General features: G+C 64.3%; 17 protein-coding genes and 7 tRNA genes. 11 read left to right on the forward strand and 13 right to left on the reverse strand.

Annotated elements, in window-relative coordinates; translation table 11 throughout:
- Window positions 1-3: 3 nt before the first annotated feature.
- Window positions 4-990: a recombination-associated protein RdgC gene (locus ABNW52_RS01355; RefSeq protein WP_349582969.1), complete on the reverse strand. Its 987-nt coding sequence runs from the start codon at window positions 988-990 to the stop codon at window positions 4-6.
- A gap of 92 nt (window positions 991-1,082) precedes the next feature.
- On the opposite strand from ABNW52_RS01355, the gene ABNW52_RS01360 reads away from it, so the two are divergent.
- From ABNW52_RS01360 to ABNW52_RS01370, 3 genes are all read left to right on the forward strand, one after another.
- Window positions 1,083-1,159: transfer RNA gene (locus tag ABNW52_RS01360), tRNA-Pro, on the forward strand.
- 30 nt (window positions 1,160-1,189) lie between these two features.
- Window positions 1,190-1,266, forward strand: a tRNA-Pro gene (locus ABNW52_RS01365).
- Between the two features lie 29 nt (window positions 1,267-1,295).
- Window positions 1,296-1,372, forward strand: a tRNA-Pro gene (locus tag ABNW52_RS01370).
- A gap of 300 nt (window positions 1,373-1,672) precedes the next feature.
- On the opposite strand, the gene gltX is transcribed toward ABNW52_RS01370, so the two are convergent.
- Both gltX and ABNW52_RS01380 read right to left on the reverse strand, forming a co-directional pair.
- Window positions 1,673-3,058, reverse strand: a complete 1,386-nt coding sequence (gene gltX / locus ABNW52_RS01375) for a glutamate--tRNA ligase (protein ID WP_349582972.1) — start codon at window positions 3,056-3,058, stop codon at window positions 1,673-1,675.
- 132 nt (window positions 3,059-3,190) lie between these two features.
- On the reverse strand, window positions 3,191-3,823 hold the full coding sequence (locus ABNW52_RS01380; protein ID WP_349582975.1) for a LysE family translocator: 633 nt from the start codon (window positions 3,821-3,823) through the stop codon (window positions 3,191-3,193).
- Window positions 3,824-3,975: 152 nt separating this feature from the next.
- On the opposite strand from ABNW52_RS01380, the gene ABNW52_RS01385 reads away from it, so the two are divergent.
- Window positions 3,976-5,394, forward strand: a complete 1,419-nt coding sequence (locus tag ABNW52_RS01385) for an aminotransferase-like domain-containing protein (RefSeq protein ID WP_349582978.1) — start codon at window positions 3,976-3,978, stop codon at window positions 5,392-5,394.
- A 60-nt stretch (window positions 5,395-5,454) separates the two neighbouring features.
- Window positions 5,455-5,892: an SRPBCC family protein gene (locus ABNW52_RS01390; RefSeq protein ID WP_349582981.1), complete on the forward strand. Its 438-nt coding sequence runs from the start codon at window positions 5,455-5,457 to the stop codon at window positions 5,890-5,892.
- A 64-nt stretch (window positions 5,893-5,956) separates the two neighbouring features.
- Here the strand turns inward: ABNW52_RS01390 and ABNW52_RS01395 are convergent, their stop codons facing one another.
- The gene (locus tag ABNW52_RS01395; RefSeq protein ID WP_349582984.1) at window positions 5,957-6,988 is read right to left on the reverse strand and encodes a DUF2157 domain-containing protein; all 1,032 of its coding nucleotides are present in this window, start codon (window positions 6,986-6,988) and stop codon (window positions 5,957-5,959) included.
- Between the two features lie 168 nt (window positions 6,989-7,156).
- Window positions 7,157-8,740, reverse strand: a complete 1,584-nt coding sequence (gene rlmD, locus ABNW52_RS01400) for a 23S rRNA (uracil(1939)-C(5))-methyltransferase RlmD (RefSeq protein WP_349582987.1) — start codon at window positions 8,738-8,740, stop codon at window positions 7,157-7,159.
- Window positions 8,741-8,866: 126 nt separating this feature from the next.
- On the opposite strand from rlmD, the gene ABNW52_RS01405 reads away from it, so the two are divergent.
- Complete coding sequence (locus ABNW52_RS01405) at window positions 8,867-9,766, forward strand: L,D-transpeptidase (protein WP_349582989.1); 900 nt, start codon at window positions 8,867-8,869, stop codon at window positions 9,764-9,766.
- A gap of 92 nt (window positions 9,767-9,858) precedes the next feature.
- On the opposite strand, the gene ABNW52_RS01410 is transcribed toward ABNW52_RS01405, so the two are convergent.
- From ABNW52_RS01410 to ABNW52_RS01425, 4 genes are all read right to left on the reverse strand, one after another.
- Window positions 9,859-9,945: transfer RNA gene (locus ABNW52_RS01410), tRNA-Leu, on the reverse strand.
- Window positions 9,946-9,998: 53 nt separating this feature from the next.
- Window positions 9,999-10,085, reverse strand: a tRNA-Leu gene (locus ABNW52_RS01415).
- Between the two features lie 40 nt (window positions 10,086-10,125).
- A tRNA-Leu gene (locus ABNW52_RS01420) sits at window positions 10,126-10,212 on the reverse strand.
- 29 nt (window positions 10,213-10,241) lie between these two features.
- Window positions 10,242-10,328 (reverse strand) — tRNA-Leu (locus tag ABNW52_RS01425).
- A gap of 87 nt (window positions 10,329-10,415) precedes the next feature.
- Here ABNW52_RS01425 and rnr point away from each other — a divergent pair.
- The 3 genes from rnr (at window position 10,416) to ABNW52_RS01440 (ending at window position 15,858) form a co-directional block, all read left to right on the forward strand.
- Window positions 10,416-13,043 (forward strand): ribonuclease R, encoded by a 2,628-nt coding sequence (rnr, locus tag ABNW52_RS01430; RefSeq protein ID WP_349582992.1) that lies wholly within the window; start codon window positions 10,416-10,418, stop codon window positions 13,041-13,043.
- A 160-nt stretch (window positions 13,044-13,203) separates the two neighbouring features.
- Window positions 13,204-15,060, forward strand: coding sequence for a DUF3857 domain-containing protein (locus tag ABNW52_RS01435; protein WP_349582995.1), 1,857 nt, complete (start codon window positions 13,204-13,206; stop codon window positions 15,058-15,060).
- 39 nt (window positions 15,061-15,099) lie between these two features.
- A complete protein-coding gene (locus ABNW52_RS01440) occupies window positions 15,100-15,858 on the forward strand; it encodes a CHAD domain-containing protein (RefSeq protein WP_349582998.1) in 759 nt (252 codons plus the stop codon).
- Between the two features lie 24 nt (window positions 15,859-15,882).
- On the opposite strand, the gene ABNW52_RS01445 is transcribed toward ABNW52_RS01440, so the two are convergent.
- Window positions 15,883-16,542: a Clp protease ClpP gene (locus ABNW52_RS01445; RefSeq protein WP_349583001.1), complete on the reverse strand. Its 660-nt coding sequence runs from the start codon at window positions 16,540-16,542 to the stop codon at window positions 15,883-15,885.
- 144 nt (window positions 16,543-16,686) lie between these two features.
- Window positions 16,687-17,286 (reverse strand): short chain dehydrogenase, encoded by a 600-nt coding sequence (locus tag ABNW52_RS01450; RefSeq protein ID WP_349583004.1) that lies wholly within the window; start codon window positions 17,284-17,286, stop codon window positions 16,687-16,689.
- Window positions 17,287-17,381: 95 nt separating this feature from the next.
- Here ABNW52_RS01450 and ABNW52_RS01455 point away from each other — a divergent pair, with 95 nt between their 5' ends.
- A complete protein-coding gene (locus ABNW52_RS01455) occupies window positions 17,382-18,329 on the forward strand; it encodes a LysR family transcriptional regulator (RefSeq protein WP_349583007.1) in 948 nt (315 codons plus the stop codon).
- 155 nt (window positions 18,330-18,484) lie between these two features.
- Here the strand turns inward: ABNW52_RS01455 and ABNW52_RS01460 are convergent, their stop codons facing one another.
- Entirely contained in the window at window positions 18,485-19,087 is a 603-nt protein-coding gene (locus tag ABNW52_RS01460) for a BPSL1445 family SYLF domain-containing lipoprotein (protein WP_349583010.1), read from the reverse strand.
- Window positions 19,088-19,234: 147 nt separating this feature from the next.
- Window positions 19,235-20,023 (reverse strand): helix-turn-helix transcriptional regulator, encoded by a 789-nt coding sequence (locus ABNW52_RS01465; protein WP_349583013.1) that lies wholly within the window; start codon window positions 20,021-20,023, stop codon window positions 19,235-19,237.
- A gap of 178 nt (window positions 20,024-20,201) precedes the next feature.
- Here ABNW52_RS01465 and ABNW52_RS01470 point away from each other — a divergent pair, with 178 nt between their 5' ends.
- Window positions 20,202-21,014, forward strand: coding sequence for a carbon-nitrogen hydrolase family protein (locus tag ABNW52_RS01470; RefSeq protein ID WP_349583016.1), 813 nt, complete (start codon window positions 20,202-20,204; stop codon window positions 21,012-21,014).
- Window positions 21,015-21,056 lie beyond the last annotated feature (42 nt).

Raw genomic sequence — 21,056 nt, forward strand, 5'->3', positions numbered from 1 at the left:
CGGTTAATCCCAGGGCACGTCGTCGCTGTTGCTACTAGCGGCGTCGCTGTTGCCGGCGGCAAGCACCGGGGCAGGGTTGGCCGCACGCTGGCTGTCATCCAGCCCGCCTAGCGCCATGACCAGCTCGTCCACCAGCTCGCCCAGCTCTTCCGCCATCAGCAGGAAGGTGGCTTCGAACAGGCTGGCCATATCGTCGCCGGCCTGGCTGGCTTCTTCTTGCAGCACATCGAGGAACTGCAGGCGCTTCAATTGCAGCTGGTCGGTCAGCACGAAGCGGATGCGCTCGCGCCAGATCAGGCCCAGGCGGGTGGCTTGCTTGCCAGTGGCAATGTGCTGGCGGATCTCGTCCGCGGTCAGGTCGATGCGGGTGCAGCGCACCACGGCACCGTTTTCGCTGCCATCTTTCAGCTCGCATTCGGCGTCCAGTTCGAAGCCGCCGGGGGCTTCGCCGCTGGCCAGCCAGTCGGTCATCGCCGCGTGTGGCGACAGCGCGGTACGCGGCAGTGCGGCCGGGAACGGCGGCAGCGCCTCGCGCAGTTGCGACACCAGATTTTCGGCCTTGCTGGCGGTGCCGCTATCGACCATCAGCCAGCCGCGCTGGCTATCGAGATAGGCGGTGGTGCGGCTGGAGCGGGTGAAGGCGCGCGGCAGCAAGTCGTCGGTGATCTGCTCCTTGAGCGCCAGTTTCTCCTTGCGGCCAACCTTGCGCAGCTCCTCGGCTTCGATCTGGCTGATCTTGCTGTCCAGATGGTCGCGGATGACGCCGGCAGGCAGTACCTTGTCCTCGCGACGCAGGCTGAGCAGGCGGTAATTGCGCTGCTGGTACAGCGGGCTATCCAGGTGTCCGGCGGGGGTTACCCAGCCCTCGCTGAACCAGTCCAGGCCGCTACAGTGCTGGAAAGGGCGGGTGGCCAGCGCATCGGCCAGCTTGTCACCGTCGATGGCAAAGTTTTCATCCAGACGGAAAAAAGAGAGTTGCTTAAACCACATAATTGATAGATAATCTTTCGCCTCAGTGATCGACAGATTGTAGCGCAAAAACGCAGCGATCTAACTGTCTTTCACGATGAATGAATTCACGGCGGGGTGTAGCTTAGCCTGGTAGAGCGCTACGTTCGGGACGTAGAGGCCGGAGGTTCGAATCCTCTCACCCCGACCATTTCATTCATATTGCAAGTGCAGCCTAATGCGGGGTGTAGCTTAGCCTGGTAGAGCGCTACGTTCGGGACGTAGAGGCCGGAGGTTCGAATCCTCTCACCCCGACCAGAGCTGTGTCTTGCAACAAAACTTAATTTCGGGGTGTAGCTTAGCCTGGTAGAGCGCTACGTTCGGGACGTAGAGGCCGGAGGTTCGAATCCTCTCACCCCGACCAGAATTTAAAAAGCCAAATCAACCGTCACGGTGATTTGGCTTTTTGCATTGCTGCCGGGCGGGCACGGCTGGATGCATGTCGCCGGGGGGGGGGGCATTCGCCGCGCTTGTGGCCTAGTAGCCGCAGCAACGTGGCGCCGATGGCGCGCAGCTACTGTCATTGGCCTGGTGGGGCATGATGGTTGCCTCGGATGTGGCCGCAGCCGGCACTGCTGCCCCGGACCATTGACAGCGGCGGCCGCCCTATCGGCAAACAAAAACCCCGGCATGTTGCCGGGGTTTTGTGGTGCGGCCAACCTTGTCAGGCACGCAGGCGGCGCACGACCTCATCCTTGCCAATCAGCGCCAGTACCGCATCCACCGACGGGGTCTGGGTGGTGCCGCATACCAGCACGCGCAGCGGCATGCCCAGCTGGCCCATCTTGATGCCTTCCTCGGCGCAGAATGGCTTGAACAGCTCGTGGATGCTCTCGGCGCTCCAGGCTTCCAATGCGGCCAGCTGGTCGGCAAAACGCAGCATGCGTTCGCGGCTGTCGCCGGACAGGTGTTTTTCCACGTCGGCAGCCTGCGGCTCGCGCTTGGCGTAGAAGTAGTCCACTTCCTGCGCCAGCGCGTTCAGGTCCTGGATGCGCTCTTTCACCAGTGCCACCACATCGGCCAGGGCAGGGCCGCTGGAAGTATCAACGTTGGCCGCAGCCAGGCGGTCGGCAATCAGCCCGGCCAGGCGCTGGTTGTCGGCAGCCTTGATGTGCTGCGCGTTCAGCCACATGAATTTTTCGTGGTTGAAGCGGCTGGCGGACGGGCTTACCGCCTCCAGGCTGAACCATTCCACGAACTGTTCCATGTTGAAGAATTCCTCGTCGCCGTGGCCCCAGCCCAGGCGTGCCAGATAGTTCAGCAGCGCTTCCGGCAGGATGCCCTTGGCAGCGTAGTCCACCACGCTCACCGCGTCGCGGCGCTTGGACATCTTGTTGCCGTTCTCGTTGAGGATCATCGGCAGGTGCGCGTATACCGGCAGCGGCGCGTCCAGTGCCTTGAGGATGTTGATCTGGCGCGGGGTGTTATTCACGTGGTCGTCACCGCGGATCACGTGGGTGATGTTCATGTCCCAGTCGTCCACCACCACGCAGAAGTTGTAGGTGGGGCTGCCGTCCGGGCGGGCGATGATCAGGTCGTCCAGCTCGTCGTTGCTGATCTCGATGCGGCCTTTCACCGCGTCTTCCCACACCACCGAGCCGCCGATCGGGTTCTTGAAGCGCACCACCGGCTGCACGCCGGCCGGAATCGCCGGCAGGGTCTTGCCGGCTTCCGGGCGCCACAGGCGGTTGTAGCGCGGCTTCTCGCCGTTGGCTTCCTGCTGTGCGCGCAGCGCGTCCAGCTCTTCCTTGCTCATGTAGCAGTGGTAGGCGTGGCCGCTGGCCAGCAGCTGCTGGATCACATCCTTGTAACGATCGAAGCGCTGGGTCTGGTAGAACGGGCCTTCGTCGTAGTCCAGGCCTACCCAGTGCATGCCGTCCAGGATTGCCTTCACCGATTCCGGGGTGGAGCGCTCCAGGTCGGTGTCTTCGATGCGCAGCACGAAGGTGCCGGCATGCTTGCGGGCAAAGGCCCAGGAAAACAGCGCGGTGCGCACGCCACCGATGTGCAGGAAACCGGTGGGGCTGGGGGCAAAACGGGTGCGGATCATGGTCTACGCCTGAACTGAAGATCGGTAAAGGGGGCTATTGTACGTTGCCGGCCAAAGCGTGGGCAAACCATGCTGCAAAGCAAGTTGGCCGCATGCCTTGCGGCAATGCGGCCAACTGTGGGTACGGTGGGATCAGGCGTTGAGGCCGGCCGGCAGGGCAGGGCTGGCCGGCAGATTGGCCAGCAGCAGCCACACTGCGGTGGCGGCCAGGGTCAGCGCCATAGCGGTATTGAACAGGCGCATGCGGCGCGGGGTATGCAGCAGGCGCTGCAGCGCCACGCCGGCACCGGCCCACACGCTGATGCACGGCATCATGGTGGCGAACACCACCACGAAGAACAGCACTGCCGCCTGGCTGGCCGGCATGCTCTGCGGCAGGAACACCATGCCCATGTTCAGGCTGATCATCCAGGTCTTGGGGTTGAGCCACTGGAACCAGATGCCTCCCATGAACGACATCGGCTTGCTGGCGCCGTCCTCGTCGTCCAGCACGCTGCTGCGCTGGATCTGCCATGCCAGGTACAGCAGGTAGCTGCAGCCGGCCACGGTCAGCAGCGGCTTGACGCTGCCCAGCAGCCCGGCCAGCTGGCCCATGAACACGATGATGATGGCCGCCTGCAGCGCAATGCCGGTGGCGATGCCGAACAGTGACGGCACGGTGCGGCGGAAGCCGTGATTCAGGCCGGAGGCGGCCAGGATCAGGTTGTTGGGGCCGGGGGTGATGGCCATTACGGCCAGGTAGATCACCAGTGCTGCGGTATTCATGGCGCTGCATCACAAAGCTGTTTTCGATGGCTGTGATGATAGGCATTGCCGCGCTACAATAACAGATTCAGAAATTTCAATTTGAAACCATAACAGTTTGCTGTTGGTAGAACTGTTATGGTCGGCAAAGCCCCAAACTGTGCAGGTGCAATATGGCGCAAGAATCCCTCTACATGCGGCTGGTGGGCGAATGGACCACCATGATGCAGCGCGGCGTGCTGCAGCCGGGGCAGAAGATGCCATCGGTGCGCAAGGCCTGCGAGCAGTACCAGGTGAGCCCGGCCACCATCCTGTCCGCCTACCGGCTGCTGGAAGAACGCGGCCTGGTGGAGGCGCGGCCGCAGTCCGGCTTCTACGTGCGGGCGCAGACGCGGCTGCCGCTGCCGCACATGCGCCGCCAGAGCGGCACCGTGGCCACCGGCGACGAGGTGCTGGACAACATTGAGCTGGTGTTGGCCGCGCAGCAGCAACCGGGCTATCTCGACCTGTCGATGGCCTCGCCGCGCGGCAGCGATTTCTACCCCACCAACCGGCTGAAAAGCATCCTCGGCAAGCTCACCCGCGAGCAGCCGGAGCTGGCCACCGACTACAGCTACCCGCCGGGTTCGCTCGCTTTGCGCGAGCAGGTGGCGCGCCGCGCACTGGCCTGGGGTGTGGCGCTGACGGCAGACGACATCGTCACCACCAATGGCTGTACCGAGGCGCTGCAGCTGGCACTGCGCACGGTGTGCAAGCACGGCGACACCATCGGCCTGGAATCGCCCACCTATTTCCTGCTGCTGCCGCTGCTGAAAAGCCTGGGGCTGAAGGTGATCGAGATTCCGACTCACCCCACTACCGGGTTGTCGCTGGATGCGCTGGAGCTGCTGCTGAGCGAGGGGCGGCTCAATGCCATAGTGGCCATGCCCACGGTACACAACCCGCTGGGCGCCACCATGCCGCTGGAGAACAAGAAAAGGTTGGCCGCACTGGTGAACGAGCACAAGGTGCCGCTGATCGAGGATTGTCCGCACGCCGACCTGTTCTACGGCCAGCTGACGCCGGATGCGGTAAAGGCCTTCGACCGCGACGGCTACGTGCTGCTGTGCGGCAGCTTCAACAAGACGCTGGCGCCGGGCTTTCGCACCGGCTGGATCGCGCCGGGGCGCTATCGTCGCGAGCTGACGCGGCTCAAGTTCGCTTCCTCGCTGTCGCAGCCGCGGCTGCTGGAAGAAACCCTGGCCAGCTACCTGCAGGACGGCGCCTACGACCAGCACCTGCGCTTCCTGCGTCGCCATTACCAGTCGCAGATGTCGCGGCTGCAGGACGTGGTGGCCAACTATTTTCCGCCCGGCACCCGCGCCACCTCGCCTACCGGTGGCTGCGTGCTGTGGGTGGAGCTGCCGGGCGATGCCGACTCGCTGGCGCTGTCGCGCGCCGCCTACGCCGAAAAGATGCTGCTGGTGCCGGGCGCGTTGTACTCGCCGCGCGGGCGCTACCGCAACTGCCTGCGGCTGTCCTGCTGCTACCCGTGGAGCGATGCCTACCAGCGTGGCCTGCAGCGGGTGGCGGAGTTGGCCGCAATGACATAGCACGGCAAACCGCAGGGGCTGTCCTACACTGCGGGGGTAGTCCCCGCCACTGGAGCCAGCATGAGCACTCACACCGTACACCTGCACCGCGTGATCTGCGCCACCCCCGACAAACTATACCGCGCCTTTCTCGACGCCGACGCACTGGCCAAGTGGCTGCCGCCGCACGGCTACACCGGCCGCGTGCACAGCATCGACGCCCGCACCGGCGGCAGCTACCGCATGTCGTTTACCCATCTCGGCAGCGGCCTGAGCCATAGTTTTGGCGGTGAATACCTGGAGCTGGTGCCCGGCCAGCGCATCTGTCACACCGACCGCTTCGACGACCCTAATCTGCTGGGCGAGATGCGCACCACCATCACTTTCAACGCGGTGTCCTGCGGCACCGAGGTCAGCATTGTGCAGGAGGGTATTCCCGCCGCGATTCCGCTGGAAGGCTGCTATATCGGTTGGCAGCAATCGTTGCAGTTGCTGACGCAACTGGTGGAGGCGCCGTAGCCGCGGGGCCGCATGGCCAGGCACGCGGCTGTTCTGTCGGGCAAGGCGTGGGTAGCGGTGGTTGTCAGTGGCGCCGGGCCAGCAGCGCCTGCAATTCTGCGGGCAGGCTGGCGCGCAGCTTGCCTGTAATGCTGTGCTCGTGGCGCTGCCATTGAATGCCCAGCCAGATCACCCCCAGCCCGATCAGCGTCAGCACGAAGGGGAACAGCAGGCTGTCGCGGAACACCTGGTAGGCCAGGTGTCCCAGATAGCCGGCGCAGCCCAGCGCGCCGCATACCGCCAGCACCCGCCGCGCCAGCACTGCGCTGGCCAGGATCATCAGCAGGTTGATACACAGATAGATGAACTTGTTCAGCTCGCTGTCGCTGTTCATCAGGCTTAGCCCGCCCCAGAACGCCAGTGTGCCGAACAGGTACAGCCAGAACGCGTAGTCCTTGCCGCTGCGGCTGCGCAGGTCCACCCAGAACGCCAGCAGCAGCATGGCCAGACCGAACCACAGCGACACCCACTGCCGCCAGTAGTGGCCGACATATTCCGGGTCGAACAGCATTGGCGCCAGATCCATGCTCAGGTACCACAGCGTCACGGCGATAGGCAGCACCAGAAATGGTAGCCGCAGCCGCTGCAGCACAATACTGCCGGCGGCCAAGGTGACCAGCTCCATCTGCAGCCAGCGCCAGTCGATATAGCGGTGGTAGTCCTGATAATGGGTGTTGACCGGCCACTGGCCCAGCATGCTCTGCAGCCCGTACACCGCTAGTGGCGTCATGCACACCGCCAGCGTGGCCAGAATGCCGGCCGGTATCGGCAGCTGTTGCTGCAGTAGCCAGCGGCTGCAGCCCAGCGCGGCCACGGCGTACAGCAGCGAAATCAGCAGCAGTCCGCCACCGCCAAAGCGCTCCCAGCCCAGGTTCATGAACAGCGTCATCGCGCCGATGGCGATCATGCCGCCCAGGTAGTACAGGATGTGGGTGAGCTGGAAGAGCGGTGTCGCCTCGTCCTGCTGCTGCAGAAACGCCCACAGCGCCTCGGCCTGCTCCCTGCTCAGCAGCCCGTGCGCGGCCGCCTGCTGCAGATGCTGCTTACTGATGTTCATATCACCTCCCGGTTGGCCGCATGACGGCAAGCCCGCTGGCCATGGCTATTCCAACGTATTGTCGGCAAGGCGGGGTCAGGGGGCAAGGCGGGGGTGCTGGGCGACGAGGGAGGGGGCAAAAAGAAACAGCCAGCAGATGCTGGCTGTTTTGGGTGGTGGTGGGCGGGCTTATTGCGCTGCGCCACCATCCTCTGCCTGCCGTGCCTCGTAAGCGGCGCGCTTCTCGGCGTTGGCCTGGGTGCGGGCGTGGAACTCGGCAGTGCGAGCGGCTTTTGCGGCCAACCTTTCGGCTTTTTCCGCGGCCTGCTGCTCAGCCAGCGTGGCCTCACGCTCTAGACGGGCGGCAATGGCTACCTCGCGGGCGGCGGCGCGCTGCGCTTCTTCCTCGGCTTCCATGGCTTCTAGCTCGGCGTGGGTCTTGCACGGCCCGGTTTTTTCGAACCAGGCGACGGACTCGACGTGCGCGGTGTGCGGGAACATGTTAACGATGCCGGCAGATTTCAGCGTGTAGCCCTTGGTGTGCACCAGCACGCCGGCGTCGCGCGCCAGGGTGGACGGGTTGCAGGATACGTACACGATGCGTTGCGGCGCGGTTTCCTCGGTGATGGCTTTTACCAGCTGGATGGCGCCGTCGCGCGGCGGGTCGATCAGCATCTTGTCGAACTTGCCCAAGGCGGCGAACGATTCCTCGGTCACTTCGAACAGGTTGGCCATCTCGTAGCTCACCTTGTGCTGCAGCTGGTTGTGGGTGGCGTTTTCCACCGCGCGCTTCACCAGCGCCTCGCTGCCTTCCATGCCGTGCACATCGGCGCCGCTACGGGCGATAGGCAGGGTGAAGTTGCCGATGCCGCAGAACATGTCGGCGATGCGCTCGCCGGCCTTGGGTTCCAGCAGGCGCAGCGCGCGGCTGACCATCACATTGTTGATTTCCGGGTTTACCTGGGTGAATTCGGTGGGGTAGTACGGCATTTCCACGCTGAAATCGCGCAGGCGATAGGTCAGCTTGGGCGCATCCAGCGGATAGAGCGGATAGCAGGTCTCCGGCCCCTTGGGTTGCAGCCAGATTTGCAGCGGACGCTTGGGTTGTGAGTGCTGGTCGGAGAACTTCTGCAGAATCCCGAAGTCTGCATCGGTAATGGCATCCATATTGCGGAACACCAGGATATCCACCTCGGCACCGACCGCGACTTCCACCTGCGGCATGCGGTTGTTGATCGACAGCTTGATGATCATCTCGCGCAGCGGCACGATCAGGTCGGAAATATGCTTGGGTAGCACGCGGCATTCGCGCATGTCGGCAATGAAGCTGGAGCGCTTTTCGTGGAAGCCCACCAGCACGCCGCCTTTTTTCTCAACCAGCCGGGCGGACAGGCGTGCGCGATGGCGGTAGCCCCAGGTCGGGCCCGCGATCGGGGTCATCACCACTTGCGGCTTTACCTTGCCAAGCCGCGTCAGGTTGTCTTCCAGTACGCGCTGCTTGATGGCGACCTGGGCGCTGAATTCGACATGCTGCATCGAACAGCCGCCACACACACCGAAGTGCGGGCAGGCCGGTTCGGCGCGCATGTAGCTTTCCTTGATAATATCGACGGCAACTGCGTTTTCGTAGCTGGGCTTTTTGCGGAAGCTGCTGTAGGTCACGGTCTCGTAGGGCAGGGCGCCTTCGATGAAGATGGTCTTGCCGTCTATGTGGGCAACACCTCGGCCTTCGTGGTCCAGTGATTCGATATGGGCAAGCTGCTGTTGAGTCATTGTTTTGTAAGTCAAAATGCTAGGGCAAAGGCGATAATTGTCGCAGAAACCACAGTAAAACGCACGGCAATGGCCGCTATCTATCGCAATGCAACAAACGAGGGACCATCTGGTACCATCACGGCTATGCAAACCGTATCACCTATCCCGTCCATGCTGCGTCTGGGGCTGATCTGCAGCCTGTTGACGAGCTACTCCTTAACGGCGCTGGCTGCCGAGCCAGAGCCGGATGTTGCCATTGCTGCGCAGGGGCAGCATCTGGTGGTGAATCTGCCGCAGACCCGGGTGCATTTGTACCAGGATGGCCTACTGCTCAAGACCTATCCGATTGCCGTCGGCAAGCAGATTACCCAGACGCCTACCGGTAACTACAGCGTTACCGGTATTTATCGCGACCCGACCTGGCATATCCCCAAGTCTATTCAGGCTGAAATGGCCAAACAGGGTAAGCCGGTGAAGACTGAAATTCCGCCGGGGCCGGATAATCCGCTGGGCAAGGTGTTCATTCGCTTCGGCGAGCCGCGGCTGGGGCTGGGCTTTCATGGCACCAACCAGCCGGGAAGCGTGCCTGGCGTGCGTAGCCACGGTTGCGTGCGGCTGCGCAATGAAAACGCCCTGGCGCTGGCGGACTGGGTGAATGTTGGTGCCTTGGTGACCATCGCCTATCAGCCGCTGGTGCTGAACGAAGACGAGGCCGGCGAGTTGTGGTTGACCGCCTATCGTGATGTTTATGGCATGAAGGATCCGTCCTACCGCTATCTGGCCAACACCTTGCTGTCCTGGCAGCAGGAAAAAGGCCGGGTGCTGCATGGTGCGCGGGTGGATCAGGCGATTCGCGAGCGCAAGGGCAAACCGGTGTGCCTGTCGTGCAAGGATGTCGACAAGGCGGTGGTGACTGGCAGTCTGCTGGCGAAGCGCTGGTTGAGTGTGGACGAGGAGCGGATGCTGAATAACGGAGAGGTGGTGCAGCCGGTAGGGGGGCATCTTAACCCGAGGCTGCCGCGCAGCCTGCCCGGCATCAGCTGACTGTCAACGACAGAACCCCGCTACGGCGGGGTTTTTGCTTGTTGCGGCGGAAATGCAAAAGAGCTGCAGACATTGTCTGCAGCTCTTTATGCTGGTGCCCAGGAGAAGACTCGAACTTCCACAGTGTTGCCACCGCTAGGACCTGAACCTAGTGCGTCTACCAATTCCGCCACCTGGGCTAAAACCTGATTGTGTGTTGCTGATGTGTGAACACCAACAACAAGAAACTTGTTGGTGCCCAGGAGAAGACTCGAACTTCCACAGTGTTGCCACCGCTAGGACCTGAACCTAGTGCGTCTACCAATTCCGCCACCTGGGCACATCGCAAATTTTTTATCCGGAGGGCATCAGCTTGCCGCTGGTGCCCAGGAGAAGACTCGAACTTCCACAGTGTTGCCACCGCTAGGACCTGAACCTAGTGCGTCTACCAATTCCGCCACCTGGGCCTTCCGGATTGTTACAGCTAGCAAAGTAGTGGTGCCCAGGAGAAGACTCGAACTTCCACAGTGTTGCCACCGCTAGGACCTGAACCTAGTGCGTCTACCAATTCCGCCACCTGGGCTTTGCTTTGCTGTATCATCGATGCGTTGCTTTTTCGCTGCAGCACATCGAAGAAGCACGCATTATAAAGAACTTTTTGAGTGTGTCAATGGCTACCAAGCGAAGAAACAGTAAAAATACCCCTTTGCGCCTGCAGGATCCTTATCTTGCGCGCGAAAAAGCCAAGTACGACAATCCCTTACCTAGTCGCGAATTTGTTCTCGAAGTCCTCGAAAAAAATGGCGTGCCGATGCATGCCGAAGAGTTGGCCGCAGTTTTCCCTATTTACGACAATGAGCTCGACCTGTTCGAGCGCCGCTTGCGCGCGATGGAACGTGCCGGGCAGATTCTCATCAATCGCAAGGGCGATATCTGCGTCGCCCAGAAGCTGGATCTGATTCCTTGTCGCGTCAGCGGTCACCGTGATGGCTTCGGTTTTGCCATGCGCGAAGCCGCCGACGGCGACGATATCTTCCTGCCCGAGCGCGAGATGCGCAAAGTGATGCACGGCGACCGGGTGATGGTGCGCGTGGCCGGTGTCGATCGCCGCGGCCGTCAGGAAGGCCGCATTGCCGAAATCATCGAACGCGGCACCAGCCGCCTGATCGCGCGCATCTATCGCGAGCGCGGCGTGTGGTTCGTGGTGCCGGAAGATCGCCGTATCAATCATGAAATGCTGGTGGAAGCCGGCGGTGAAGATGGCGCCAGCGATGGCCAGGTAGTAATGGTGGACATCGTCGATTACCCGGACGAGCACCGCCAGGCCATCGTCAAGGTCAGCGAAGTGCTGGGCGATTACGCCGATCCGGGCATGGAAATCGAGATCGCGCTGCGCAAGCACGATCTGCCGCACGTGTTCTCCGACGATGCGCTGGCGCAGGCCAAGGGCACCAGCCAGAAGGTGGGCAAGCGCGACATCAAGGACCGCGTCGATCTGCGTGAGCTGCCGCTGGTTACCATCGACGGCGAAACCGCACGCGACTTTGACGACGCGGTGTATGCCGAGAAAAGCGGCAAGGGCTATCGCCTGATCGTGGCCATCGCCGACGTCAGCCACTATGTACGCCCCGGCGACGCGCTGGATATCGATGCACGCGAGCGCAGTACCTCGGTGTATTTCCCGCGCCGGGTGATCCCGATGCTGCCGGAAGAGCTGTCCAACGGTATCTGCTCGCTGAATCCAGACGTTGATCGCCTGTGCATGGTGTGCGATATGCAGATTTCCGCACGCGGCAAGGTGAAGAAATACCAGTTCTACCCGGCGGTAATGCGTTCGCAGTTCCGCTTTACCTATACCCAGGTGTGGCAGCTGCTGTCCGAAAACGGCGAGCACAAGCTCAAGCCGCAGCTGGAAACGCTGTACGCCTTGTTCCAGCAGCTGCTGGAGCAGCGCAAGAAGCGCGGCGCGGTGGATTTCGACACCACCGAAACACAGATGCTGTTCGACGACAACGGCAAGATCAGCCAGATCGTGCCGGTGGTACGCAACGAGGCGCACCGCCTGATCGAGGAATGCATGCTGGCGGCCAACGTTTGTGCTGCCGAGTTCATCCTCAAGCACGAGCACAAGGGCCTGTTCCGCGTGCACGAAGGCCCGACGCCGGAGAAGCTGGAGCAGCTGCAATCCTTCCTGCGCCTGAAAGGTCTGCAGCTGGGCGGCGGCGACAAGCCGACCACCAAGGACTACGCCGCGCTGGCCGATGCCGTGCGCGAGCGGCCGGATGCGCCGATGATCCAGACCATGCTGCTGCGCTCCATGCAGCAGGCAGTGTATCAGCCGGGCAATCTGGGTCACTTCGGCCTGTCCTACGAGGCCTATACCCACTTCACCTCGCCGATCCGCCGTTACCCGGACCTGCTGGTGCATCGCACCATCAAGGCGATTCTGAGCGACAAGAAATACAAGCCGGGCAAGTGGGAGCAGCTGGGCATGCACTGCTCGATGGCCGAGCGCCGCGCCGACGATGCCAGCCGCGACGTGCAGTCCTGGCTCAAGACCTACTACATGCGTGACAAGGTGGGCGAAGTGTTCACCGGCAAGATCAGCGCGGTGGCCGGCTTTGGCATCTTCGTGTTGCTGGATGGCCTGTACGTGGAAGGCATGGTGCACATCTCCGAGCTGGGCAAGGATTACTTCCATTTCCATAAGGAGCAGCAGGCCATCATCGGCGAGAAGAGCGGCCTGAAATACCAGCTGGGCGATGTTGTCACCATCAAGGTGATGCGTGCCGATCTGGACAGCGCCCAGGTGGACTTTGCCCTGATCGGGGTGGGGCGCGATGCCGCCGGTCAAGGTGGCGATACCGCCGCACCGGTGCGTCGCCATGGCCGTGATCGCAAGCCGGAGCATAAAGCCGGCGACAAGGCGGCCAATCAGCGCCGCCAGCCGGCAGCCAACACCGCATCGAAACCCGCCGCCAAGGCTGTGTCGAAACCGGTAGCGCCTGCGGCCAACGTTGCTGCCAAACCGGCCGTCAAAGCGGTGCCCAAGCGCGACGCTGCGCCGGAAACCCCGCCGGCGGAAGTGGCGGCGCCCAAGCCGGCACGGCGGAGCCCGGCCAAGCGGGCGGCAACAGCCGAGGCTCCGGCCGCGGAGACGCCGGCAGAAAAACCGGCCAGTCGACGCCGCAGTCCGGCCAAGGCCGCTCCGGCGACACCGCCGCCAGTGGCCGACGCGGCACCCGCGCAGGAGCCAAGACCACCGGCCACCCGCGCCCGCCGCAGCCGTCGTAGCTGACCCCCGGAACCGCAGCCCTGAGCTGCGGTTTTTTCTTGCCGGCTGACCGGCGTGCCGCGTGCCGTGCGGGGGCGAAGTTGCGCAACCATTGATATGGTATTGGTATATATTGCCGACTGGCCGGTGCCATCCGCCGGTTTATTGTGAGGATACTTGGGCGATGAAATACCTGCTTGCCACCTGCCTGCTGGCTGGCGCCAGCCTGCCATCCGTGGCGGCCATGCGCGCGCCGGACGAGGCGCCGGCCGCGCTGGAACGCAGCGAATCCTGCCGCTGGGACATCAACAGCGGTAGCGATTGCCAGATTGAACAGCGCATTACCGTACTACGCGAGGCCGGGCGCGACGATAACGGTACTCAGACGTTGTGGTCGGAAGCGGAAGACCGGCTGGAGGTGACCACCGCCTACACGCTGCAGCCGGATGGCCAGCGCATCGCGGTGACGGCACGTGACCGGCAGCAGGGCACCGCGCCGGGCGAGAACGGCTTCGATGGCTACCAGTTCCTGAAACTGGCTTTTCCGGAAGTCAGGGTGGGCAGCAAGCTGGTGCTGCACTACCGTCGCGTCTCGCCGGTGGTCAAACCGTTTGCCATGCTGGCCAAACGGCTGGTGCTCGGCAGCGACGACATGCGCTACGACCGGCTGCAGTACCGCGTCAGTTCGGCGCAACCCCTGTTCTGGAAGTTGGATGACCCGCAGCAGCAGGTCGCGGTGACGGCCAGCAGCGATAGCCACCAGCTGCAGGTACAGCTGCGCGCGCCGCTGTACCTGGCGACCACCGAAGGCAGCCGCCGCCTCAAGTTGCGCCGTCAGGCCCAGCTGGACATCAGCACCGTGGCCGATGCGCGCGTGGCGGAGCGGCCGGTGGCGCAGGCCATCAGCCGCCTGTTGGCCGCACCGCTGCCGCCGCTGGCGCAGCGTGCGGTCAAGGCCGCTTACGGCCAACCCTGGCAGCAGCAGGTGGCGCAACTGCTGGAAGACGTCAACGACCGCATCCGCTACATGGGCGACTGGCGCATGTCGGAAAACGGCTCGGTGCCGTTTACGCTGGCGCAGATCGAACAGCGTGGTTTTGGCGACTGCAAGGACATGGCGCTGACACTGGCGGCCATGCTGCGGGCCGCCGGGCAGAATGCCAGCGTGGCCTTTGTACGCAGCGACTGGGACAACCGCCCGCCGCTGCTGGCAACGCTGGGGTATTTCAATCACGCCATCGTGCGGCTGAAAGTCGGGGCCGACAGTTACTGGCTGGACCCGACCCGCAAGATCAATGCGCTGGGCAGCGTCCCCAACGGTCTGCAGGACCGGGTGGCCTTCGTGTTTACCCCGGAAGGCGAGGTCAGCCCGGAGCAGATTGCGGCCAACCTGCCGGCGGCCCGCTTCGAAGAACAGGTGCAGGACTTCACCTTGCTGGCGGACACGCGCTGGCGCATGCGCGGCAGCAATGTGCTGCACGGCCAGCAGGTGCGCGAGCTGTTCGAGGACGAACTGAGCAGCAATCGCTCGGATGCCGATTCCGCGCTGGTGCGCGATTACTTCCTGTTCCGCGACATGAACCTGCGCACGCTGAGCGTGGAGCGCGGCGGCACGCAGCGGCTCATCAGCAGCCCGTACACCGTGACGGCGCAGGCCACCGTCAGCAACGTCACCCGCCCGCTGGGGCCGTACCGGCTGGCCGATCTGCGCCTGCTCAGCGACCGGGTGGAGGTGCTGCGCAACTACTACTCGCAGGATGGCGTCAGCGATTACTTTCTGGAGGCCGGCGGCTACAGCGGGGTGACCCGCCTGCATGGCGTCAGGCCGCTGCTGGCCGCGCCCAGCTGCCGGGTGCAGTCGCGCTGGCTGGATTACGCCATCGCCCCGGTAACGGTGGTCGGCGGCATCGGCCTGCGTTACGAGCTGCAGCGCAAGGTGAACTGGGTTGGTCGCGACGAGCTGGCCAGCGCGGATTTCAAGCAGATGCTGGATCAGCTGGAAGAGTGTGACGCGCAGGCACAGCTGCTGCTATACAAGTAAACGCCGCCACTGCCCGTGGCGCGCCGTTCTGGAGCCGTCATGAAGCCTGTTTCGCCTCGTCGCGTGCTGCGGCAGCGCCTGCGCCTGCTGCTGGCGCACATTCGCAATACCCTGCCGCAGCTGGCCGATAGCGCCGCGCAGGAGGCACTGCATGCGCTGCGCATTGCCCTGCGCCAGCTGCGCAGCCTGCTGCGCGTGCTGCAGGCGTTGCCGCACGGCCGGCCGCTGCGCGCCTTGGCGCGGCAGTTGGCCGCCTTCACCCGGACCAGCAATGACTGGCGCGATCGCGAGGTGCGCCTGCAGCAGCTGCAACGGCTGGCGGCAGAGGCGGATAGCGCGCGTTTTGCCGCCTGGCGCCGGCACGAGGCGTTTGCCATCGGCGCCGGCAAATTGCAGCTGGCGCAGCAGCAAGGCGAACTGGACACGCTGCTGGCGGCGATCGAACACGTCTGTCTGCCACTGCTGCACGCCAGGCCCGGCCGCTTGCAGCGGCGGGTGCGGCAGGCGCTGCGCGACAGCCGCCAACGTTACCGGCGTGCCCGCCGCCAGTGGCGGCAGCAGCCGGACAGCACCGGGCGCGTGCATGCGCTGCGGCTGCAGGCCAAGCGGCTGCGCTATCAGGTCGACGTCTGTGAGGACTTGCTGGGCAAGCGCTGGCGGCGGCGGGCCGAGCGTGCCCGCGGCGATCAACAGCAACTGGGCGAGCTGCGCGACCACCAGCTGCTGCTGGCCAGCATCCAGCGCGATGCGGTGCCATTGCCCGCCGTGCTGCGGCAGCGGCTGGGGCTGCCGGGCTAGCGTTGCGGCCAACCTTGGCCGCCGTTACTTGCGGGTTTTCTTCTCCAGCCCCGGCTCCACCTTGGTCTTGCTCTTGCGCGGCGTGGTGCTGGGCTCGCCCTTCTGGATGCGGTGCAGGCGGCGGCGAATCTCGTCGCTGTCCATCCAGATATCCTCGCCCTTGAAGATGCGCTCCAGCTCCTCGTCCGCCAGGAAGGGCTTGCACACGTGGCGCATCACCTTGTCGAACCACTTGCTGCTGGCCAGCACCTGCGCCTGCTGCTCGTTGCCCTTGCCGATGGATGCCGACGAATAGTTGTGAAACATCAGCTGGCAGGTGTCGTGCAGGATCAACTCGTCGCCGGCCAGGAACAGCAGCGCTCCCATCGAGTAGGCGCGCGCCTCCAGAATGGTGATCACGTGCGCCGGGCTGGCGGCGATGTTGTTGATGATCTGCAGCCCGGTATCGAAATTGCCGCCCGGGGTGTTCAGGTGCAGGAAGATCACATCGGTGTTGTTGGCGCTGCGCAGGGTGTACAGCAGCTCGGTGTAGTGAATCGGGTCGCCGATCTCACCGGACAGGTAAAACGAAATCTGTCGTACCGTGCCCTGGGCTTCGTAGCGGCGAAAACGCGGCACGGCTTCGTCGTCATCGTCATCGTCGTCGTGCTGGCGGGGCAGGTTGCTAAGGCTGTGGCGGGACATGGCAACTCCTTGGCTGAAATGGCGAGCAGGTACTCGGCAGCCATGTCTTGATGGTAGTGCCATCCGCGGCCGTCTGCTGCCGGATGGCGGGCAGACGGCCGGGCCGGGCGCTGCACGGCAGCAAGCGGCCCGGGGTGGCGCGGCTTACTGCACCTTGTACACCTTGCCGCTGTTGGCACCTTCCACGCTCTTGCTGTAGGCCAGCGCCACCCGTGCCGCCGGGGCCGATTCAAAGCCGCGGAAGTACGGGCCGTAGCTGGGTAGCGATTCGGTCAGCACCGTCGGGCTGACCACATTGATGCGCAGTCCGCGCGGCAGCTCGATGGCGGCGCTGCGTACGAAGCCTTCCAGCGCGGCATTGGCCATGCTGGCGCCGCTGCCGTACACGATGGGCTCCTCGCTGAGGATACCGCTGGTGAGGGTGAAACTGCCGCCGTCGTTGAGCAGATGCTGGCCGGCCAGCACCAGGTTGACCTGGCCCAGCAGCTTGTCCTGCAGGCCGATCTGATACTGCTCGGGGGTGAACTCGGCCAGCGCGCCAAAATGCACGTTGCCGGCGGTGCTCACCACCGCATCCAGCTTGCCGGCGGCGGCGTACATCGCCTGCACGCTGGCCAGATCCGCCATGTTCACCCGCAGCTCGCCGCTGTTGCGGCCGGCGGTAATGATTTCGTGGCGGGCTTGCAGTTCGGCGCTGACCGCGCGGCCGATGGTGCCGTTGGCACCGATGATCAGGATACGCATCACTCACTCCTTGGGTTCGGTTTGTTCACGTGACTAATGCTAGCTGGGCTTTTGTTGGCGATAATCAGGCTTGTGGTGAATAAACTGTCAACCTGATGAAAACAATCGATCTGGCCGGAGAGGCACAGCAACTGCAGTGGGCGATGGCCTTCGTGGCGGTGGTGGAGCAGGGCAGCTTTACCGCGGCTGCTGACAGCCTGCAGGTGTCCAAATCGCTGCTCAGCAAGCAGCTGCGCCAGCTGGAGGCGGCGCTGGGCGCCCAGCTGCTGTATCGCACCACCCGCCGCCTGCTGCTGACCGAGGCCGGCGAGCTTTACCTGTCGCACTGCCGCGACTGGCTGCAGCGGGTACAGGCGGCGCGGCAGGCGCTGGCGGAGCTGCGCGAGGACATTGCCGGCAGCCTGCGGCTGACGGTGCCCACCAGCTTTGGCGGCGTCTTCATGGCGCAGGCGATGCTGGCGTTGCGGGCGAAATACCCAGCGCTGCAGATCGAGCTGGAGCTGTCGTCGCACACCCGCGACCTGGAGGCGGACGGCTTCGATCTGGCCATCCGCGCCAATATCCCGCCGCCGGAGCGGCTGGTGGCGCGGCCGCTGGCCGAGGTAGCGGACTGGCTGGTGGTGGCGCCTGCCTATCTGGCAGCGCGCGGTACGCCGCAGCAGCCGGCCGAGTTGGCCGGCCACGACTGCCTGTGCAACAGCCATTTTGTGCACGGCCGCCACTGGGTGTTCCAGCGCGACGGCGAGCTGCAGACCGTTGACGTGCGCGCACCGATCGCGGTGAACGATTACAACCTGATCCGCAACCTGGCCTTGCAGTCGGCGGGCATTGCGCGGCTGCCGGCCTATCTGGTGGGCGGCGATGTGGCGGCCGGGCGCTTGCAGCGGCTGCTGCCGGGTTATCGCAGCGGTGGGCAGAACCTGTACCTGGTCTACCCGCAGCGGTTGCCGCAACCGGCCAAGCAGCGGGTGCTGGTGGCGTTCCTGCTGCAGTGGTTCGCCGCGCCGGAACAGGCGGCGCTGCTGGGGCATCTGCCGGGTTGAGCGCCGCAGAGGCGCTTGGTCTGCGACCTGCTGGCCGCGCAAGGTAGGGGCTGGAACCGGATTGGGTTGCGGGCCGGTGTGGCCGGCGGCGGAGGGGGAGGGGCGCTTGTCAGCCAGCGGGGCCGCGCTGCGGCCGCCGCTGGCGCTATGGGGGCTTACATATCCAGCTTGGTGATGCGGGTGCCTTCCAGCGTCAGGTTGGCCATCAGCCCGGCGTTGGTCATCACGAAGCCGATCACCGGCTGCTGCGCGGTGTTGAGGTCGATGTCACCGTTGGCGCCCATTTTCAGCAGTGCCACAGAGGCATCCACCCCGGCGGTCCAGCCATTACCGTTGCGGAAGCGGTTCAGCGCATCCTGGGTCATGAACAGGAAAATGATGGCTTTGGACTGGGCGCCCAGCTGCCAGCCGAACGAGCCGCTGATCGTCTGGTAGTAGCCGGCGGGGGTGCCGGCAATGCGCAGCGCGCCTTTGCCGTATTCACCGCCCACCACGAAGCCGGCGGCCAGCACCGACGGGAAGATCAGCACGCCCTTGGCCTTGCTGACCAGCTCCTGCGAGCCACGGGCGTTGTGGTACAGGCGGGCGAGGGCGGCATCGTAGCCGGCGTCGATTTCCTGTTTCTGGCTGGCGATATTGCCGGCGCTGCTGTTGGCGGCGGGCTTGGTGGTAGACATATAGCCGCCACCGGTGCTGGAGCAGCCGGCGGCAAGCAGGGCCAGCGCGGTGCCGATAACAAGGGATTTATGCAGGATCATGATGTACTCCTGACTGCGGCCAACGTTGGCCGCATGCGTGACGCGATGGGGAAAAACAGCGCCATCCTGCCCTTGTTATAGGTGATGTGTTGCAATCTACATGATTGATTCTGTTACGGTTTGTGCCGTTTGCATGACGGCGCCGGCTCAGGGCTGCCGCGCGCTGTCGCGCAGGAACAGCGAAAACAGCTCGCCCTGCGAGTTGATGCCCAGCTTGCTGTACAAGTGCTTGCGGTGGGCTTTCACCGTGTCGGTGGCGATGCCCAGCCGCTGCGCAATGCCCTTGGAGGAATAGCCGCTGAGCAGCAGCTGGCTGATTTCCAGCTCGCGCGCGGTGAGGTTGGCGCCGGGAAAGTGAAAGTGGCTGGCCGGGCTGCCGGGCAGCGGTGCCTGCCGCGGCTGCACCTTGAGCTGGCACTCCAGCCGCCAGCGCTGCTTCAGCAGCGGAATCAGCCACTGGCTGAGCACCGCCAGCAGCGCCATGGCGGCGGGCGAGAACCGCTGCGTGGCGCCCAGCGACAGGCACAGCGTGCGGCCGTCTTCCAGCAGGCAGTTGATCTGCACCTCGTCTTCCACGATGTTGAGACGGAAATAGCGGTGGTAGTACTCGGTGCTGCGAAAGCGCTCCGCCGCCACCTCGTCCAGGCGCAGCAGGCCTTCCTTGCGCTGCTCGATGGCGGCGATGTAGAACGGGTCCAGCTGGTACAGGCCGCCGAGATATTCGGCAAACAGCGTGTCCGGCTGGCCGTCGTCCTGCGGAATTTCCGCCAGCACCTGCGGCGGGCCATCGGCGCGGAAACACAGCGCCACCCAGCTGTTGAAATGTACGTAATCCGCCAGCAGGCGCGTCAGCCGCAGCCAGAAATCCTCGCGGTCCAGCGCCTCCAGCACCGTGCCCATGCCCCGGTGCCAGGCCAGATCATCCAGATTCAGCATCCTGCTCCCCCTTCGAGGGTAACCCCCGCGTGTGATTTTGCCGCGCGCAGCGGCTTCTTATACTGGCCCCACTGTCGCCGTGCCCGGCGGCCAGTCTGGCAGGGTACGGCAAGCCAGACCCAACAAACAAGTTGGCCGCAGCGCTGCCGCGGCCAGCAAGCCTAAGAAGGAGACGACCTTGCAAATACAGTTGGCACAGATTCCGCTGGCGGACGGCTGCACCGCGCCCAACCTGGCGCGGGTACTGGCGCTGATCGCCAGCGCCCCGGCTGGCACCGACCTGATCGTGTTCCCGGAAACCACGCTGATGGGCTTTCCCACCGCGGACGAAATCGCTGCCGTCGCCGAGCCGCTGGACGGCCCGACGCTTGCCGCCGTGCAGCAGGCGGTGCGTGCGGCCAACGTGGCGGTGGTGATCGGCCTGGCCGAGCGGCTGGACGGCCGCTTCTACAACACCACCGTGCTACTGGCACCGGAAGGCGTGCTGCTGGCCTACCGCAAGACCCATCTGTGGGCGTCGGACGTCGGCGTGTTCACCCCGGGCGGGCAGCTGCCGGTGGCGACCTGGCGCGGGCGCAAGGTTGGCATCCTGATCTGCTTCGATATCGAGTTTCCGGAAACCGCCCGCGCGCTGGCCAGCCAGGGCGCCGAGCTGCTGCTGGTGACCAACGGCAATATGGACCCGTACGGCCCGGTGCACCGCACGCTGATGACGGCGCGGGCGCTGGAAAACCAGCTGTTTGCGGTGATGGTGAACCGCTGCGGCAGTGGCGGCGGGCTGGATTTTGCCGGCGAGAGCATGGTGGTGACCCCGGGCGGCGACATCCAGCTGGCGCTGGGGCGCGACGAGGCGCTGGCCAGCACCACGCTGGATTTCTCGCTGCTGGACGCCAGCCGTCGCGACTACCACTACCTGTCTCAACGCCGTATCGCGCTGGCCGGAGAAACCAGCGCGAGCGCGGCGGGCGCTTCCGCCTTCCTGATTCCCTGATGTCTACATTGCCGGCCCGACCGCGCCGCAAGTAGCCGGCGG

This window comes from Vogesella oryzagri, from assembly GCF_040148885.1.
In the GTDB taxonomy this organism is placed as follows: Bacteria; Pseudomonadota; Gammaproteobacteria; order Burkholderiales; family Chromobacteriaceae; genus Vogesella; species Vogesella oryzagri.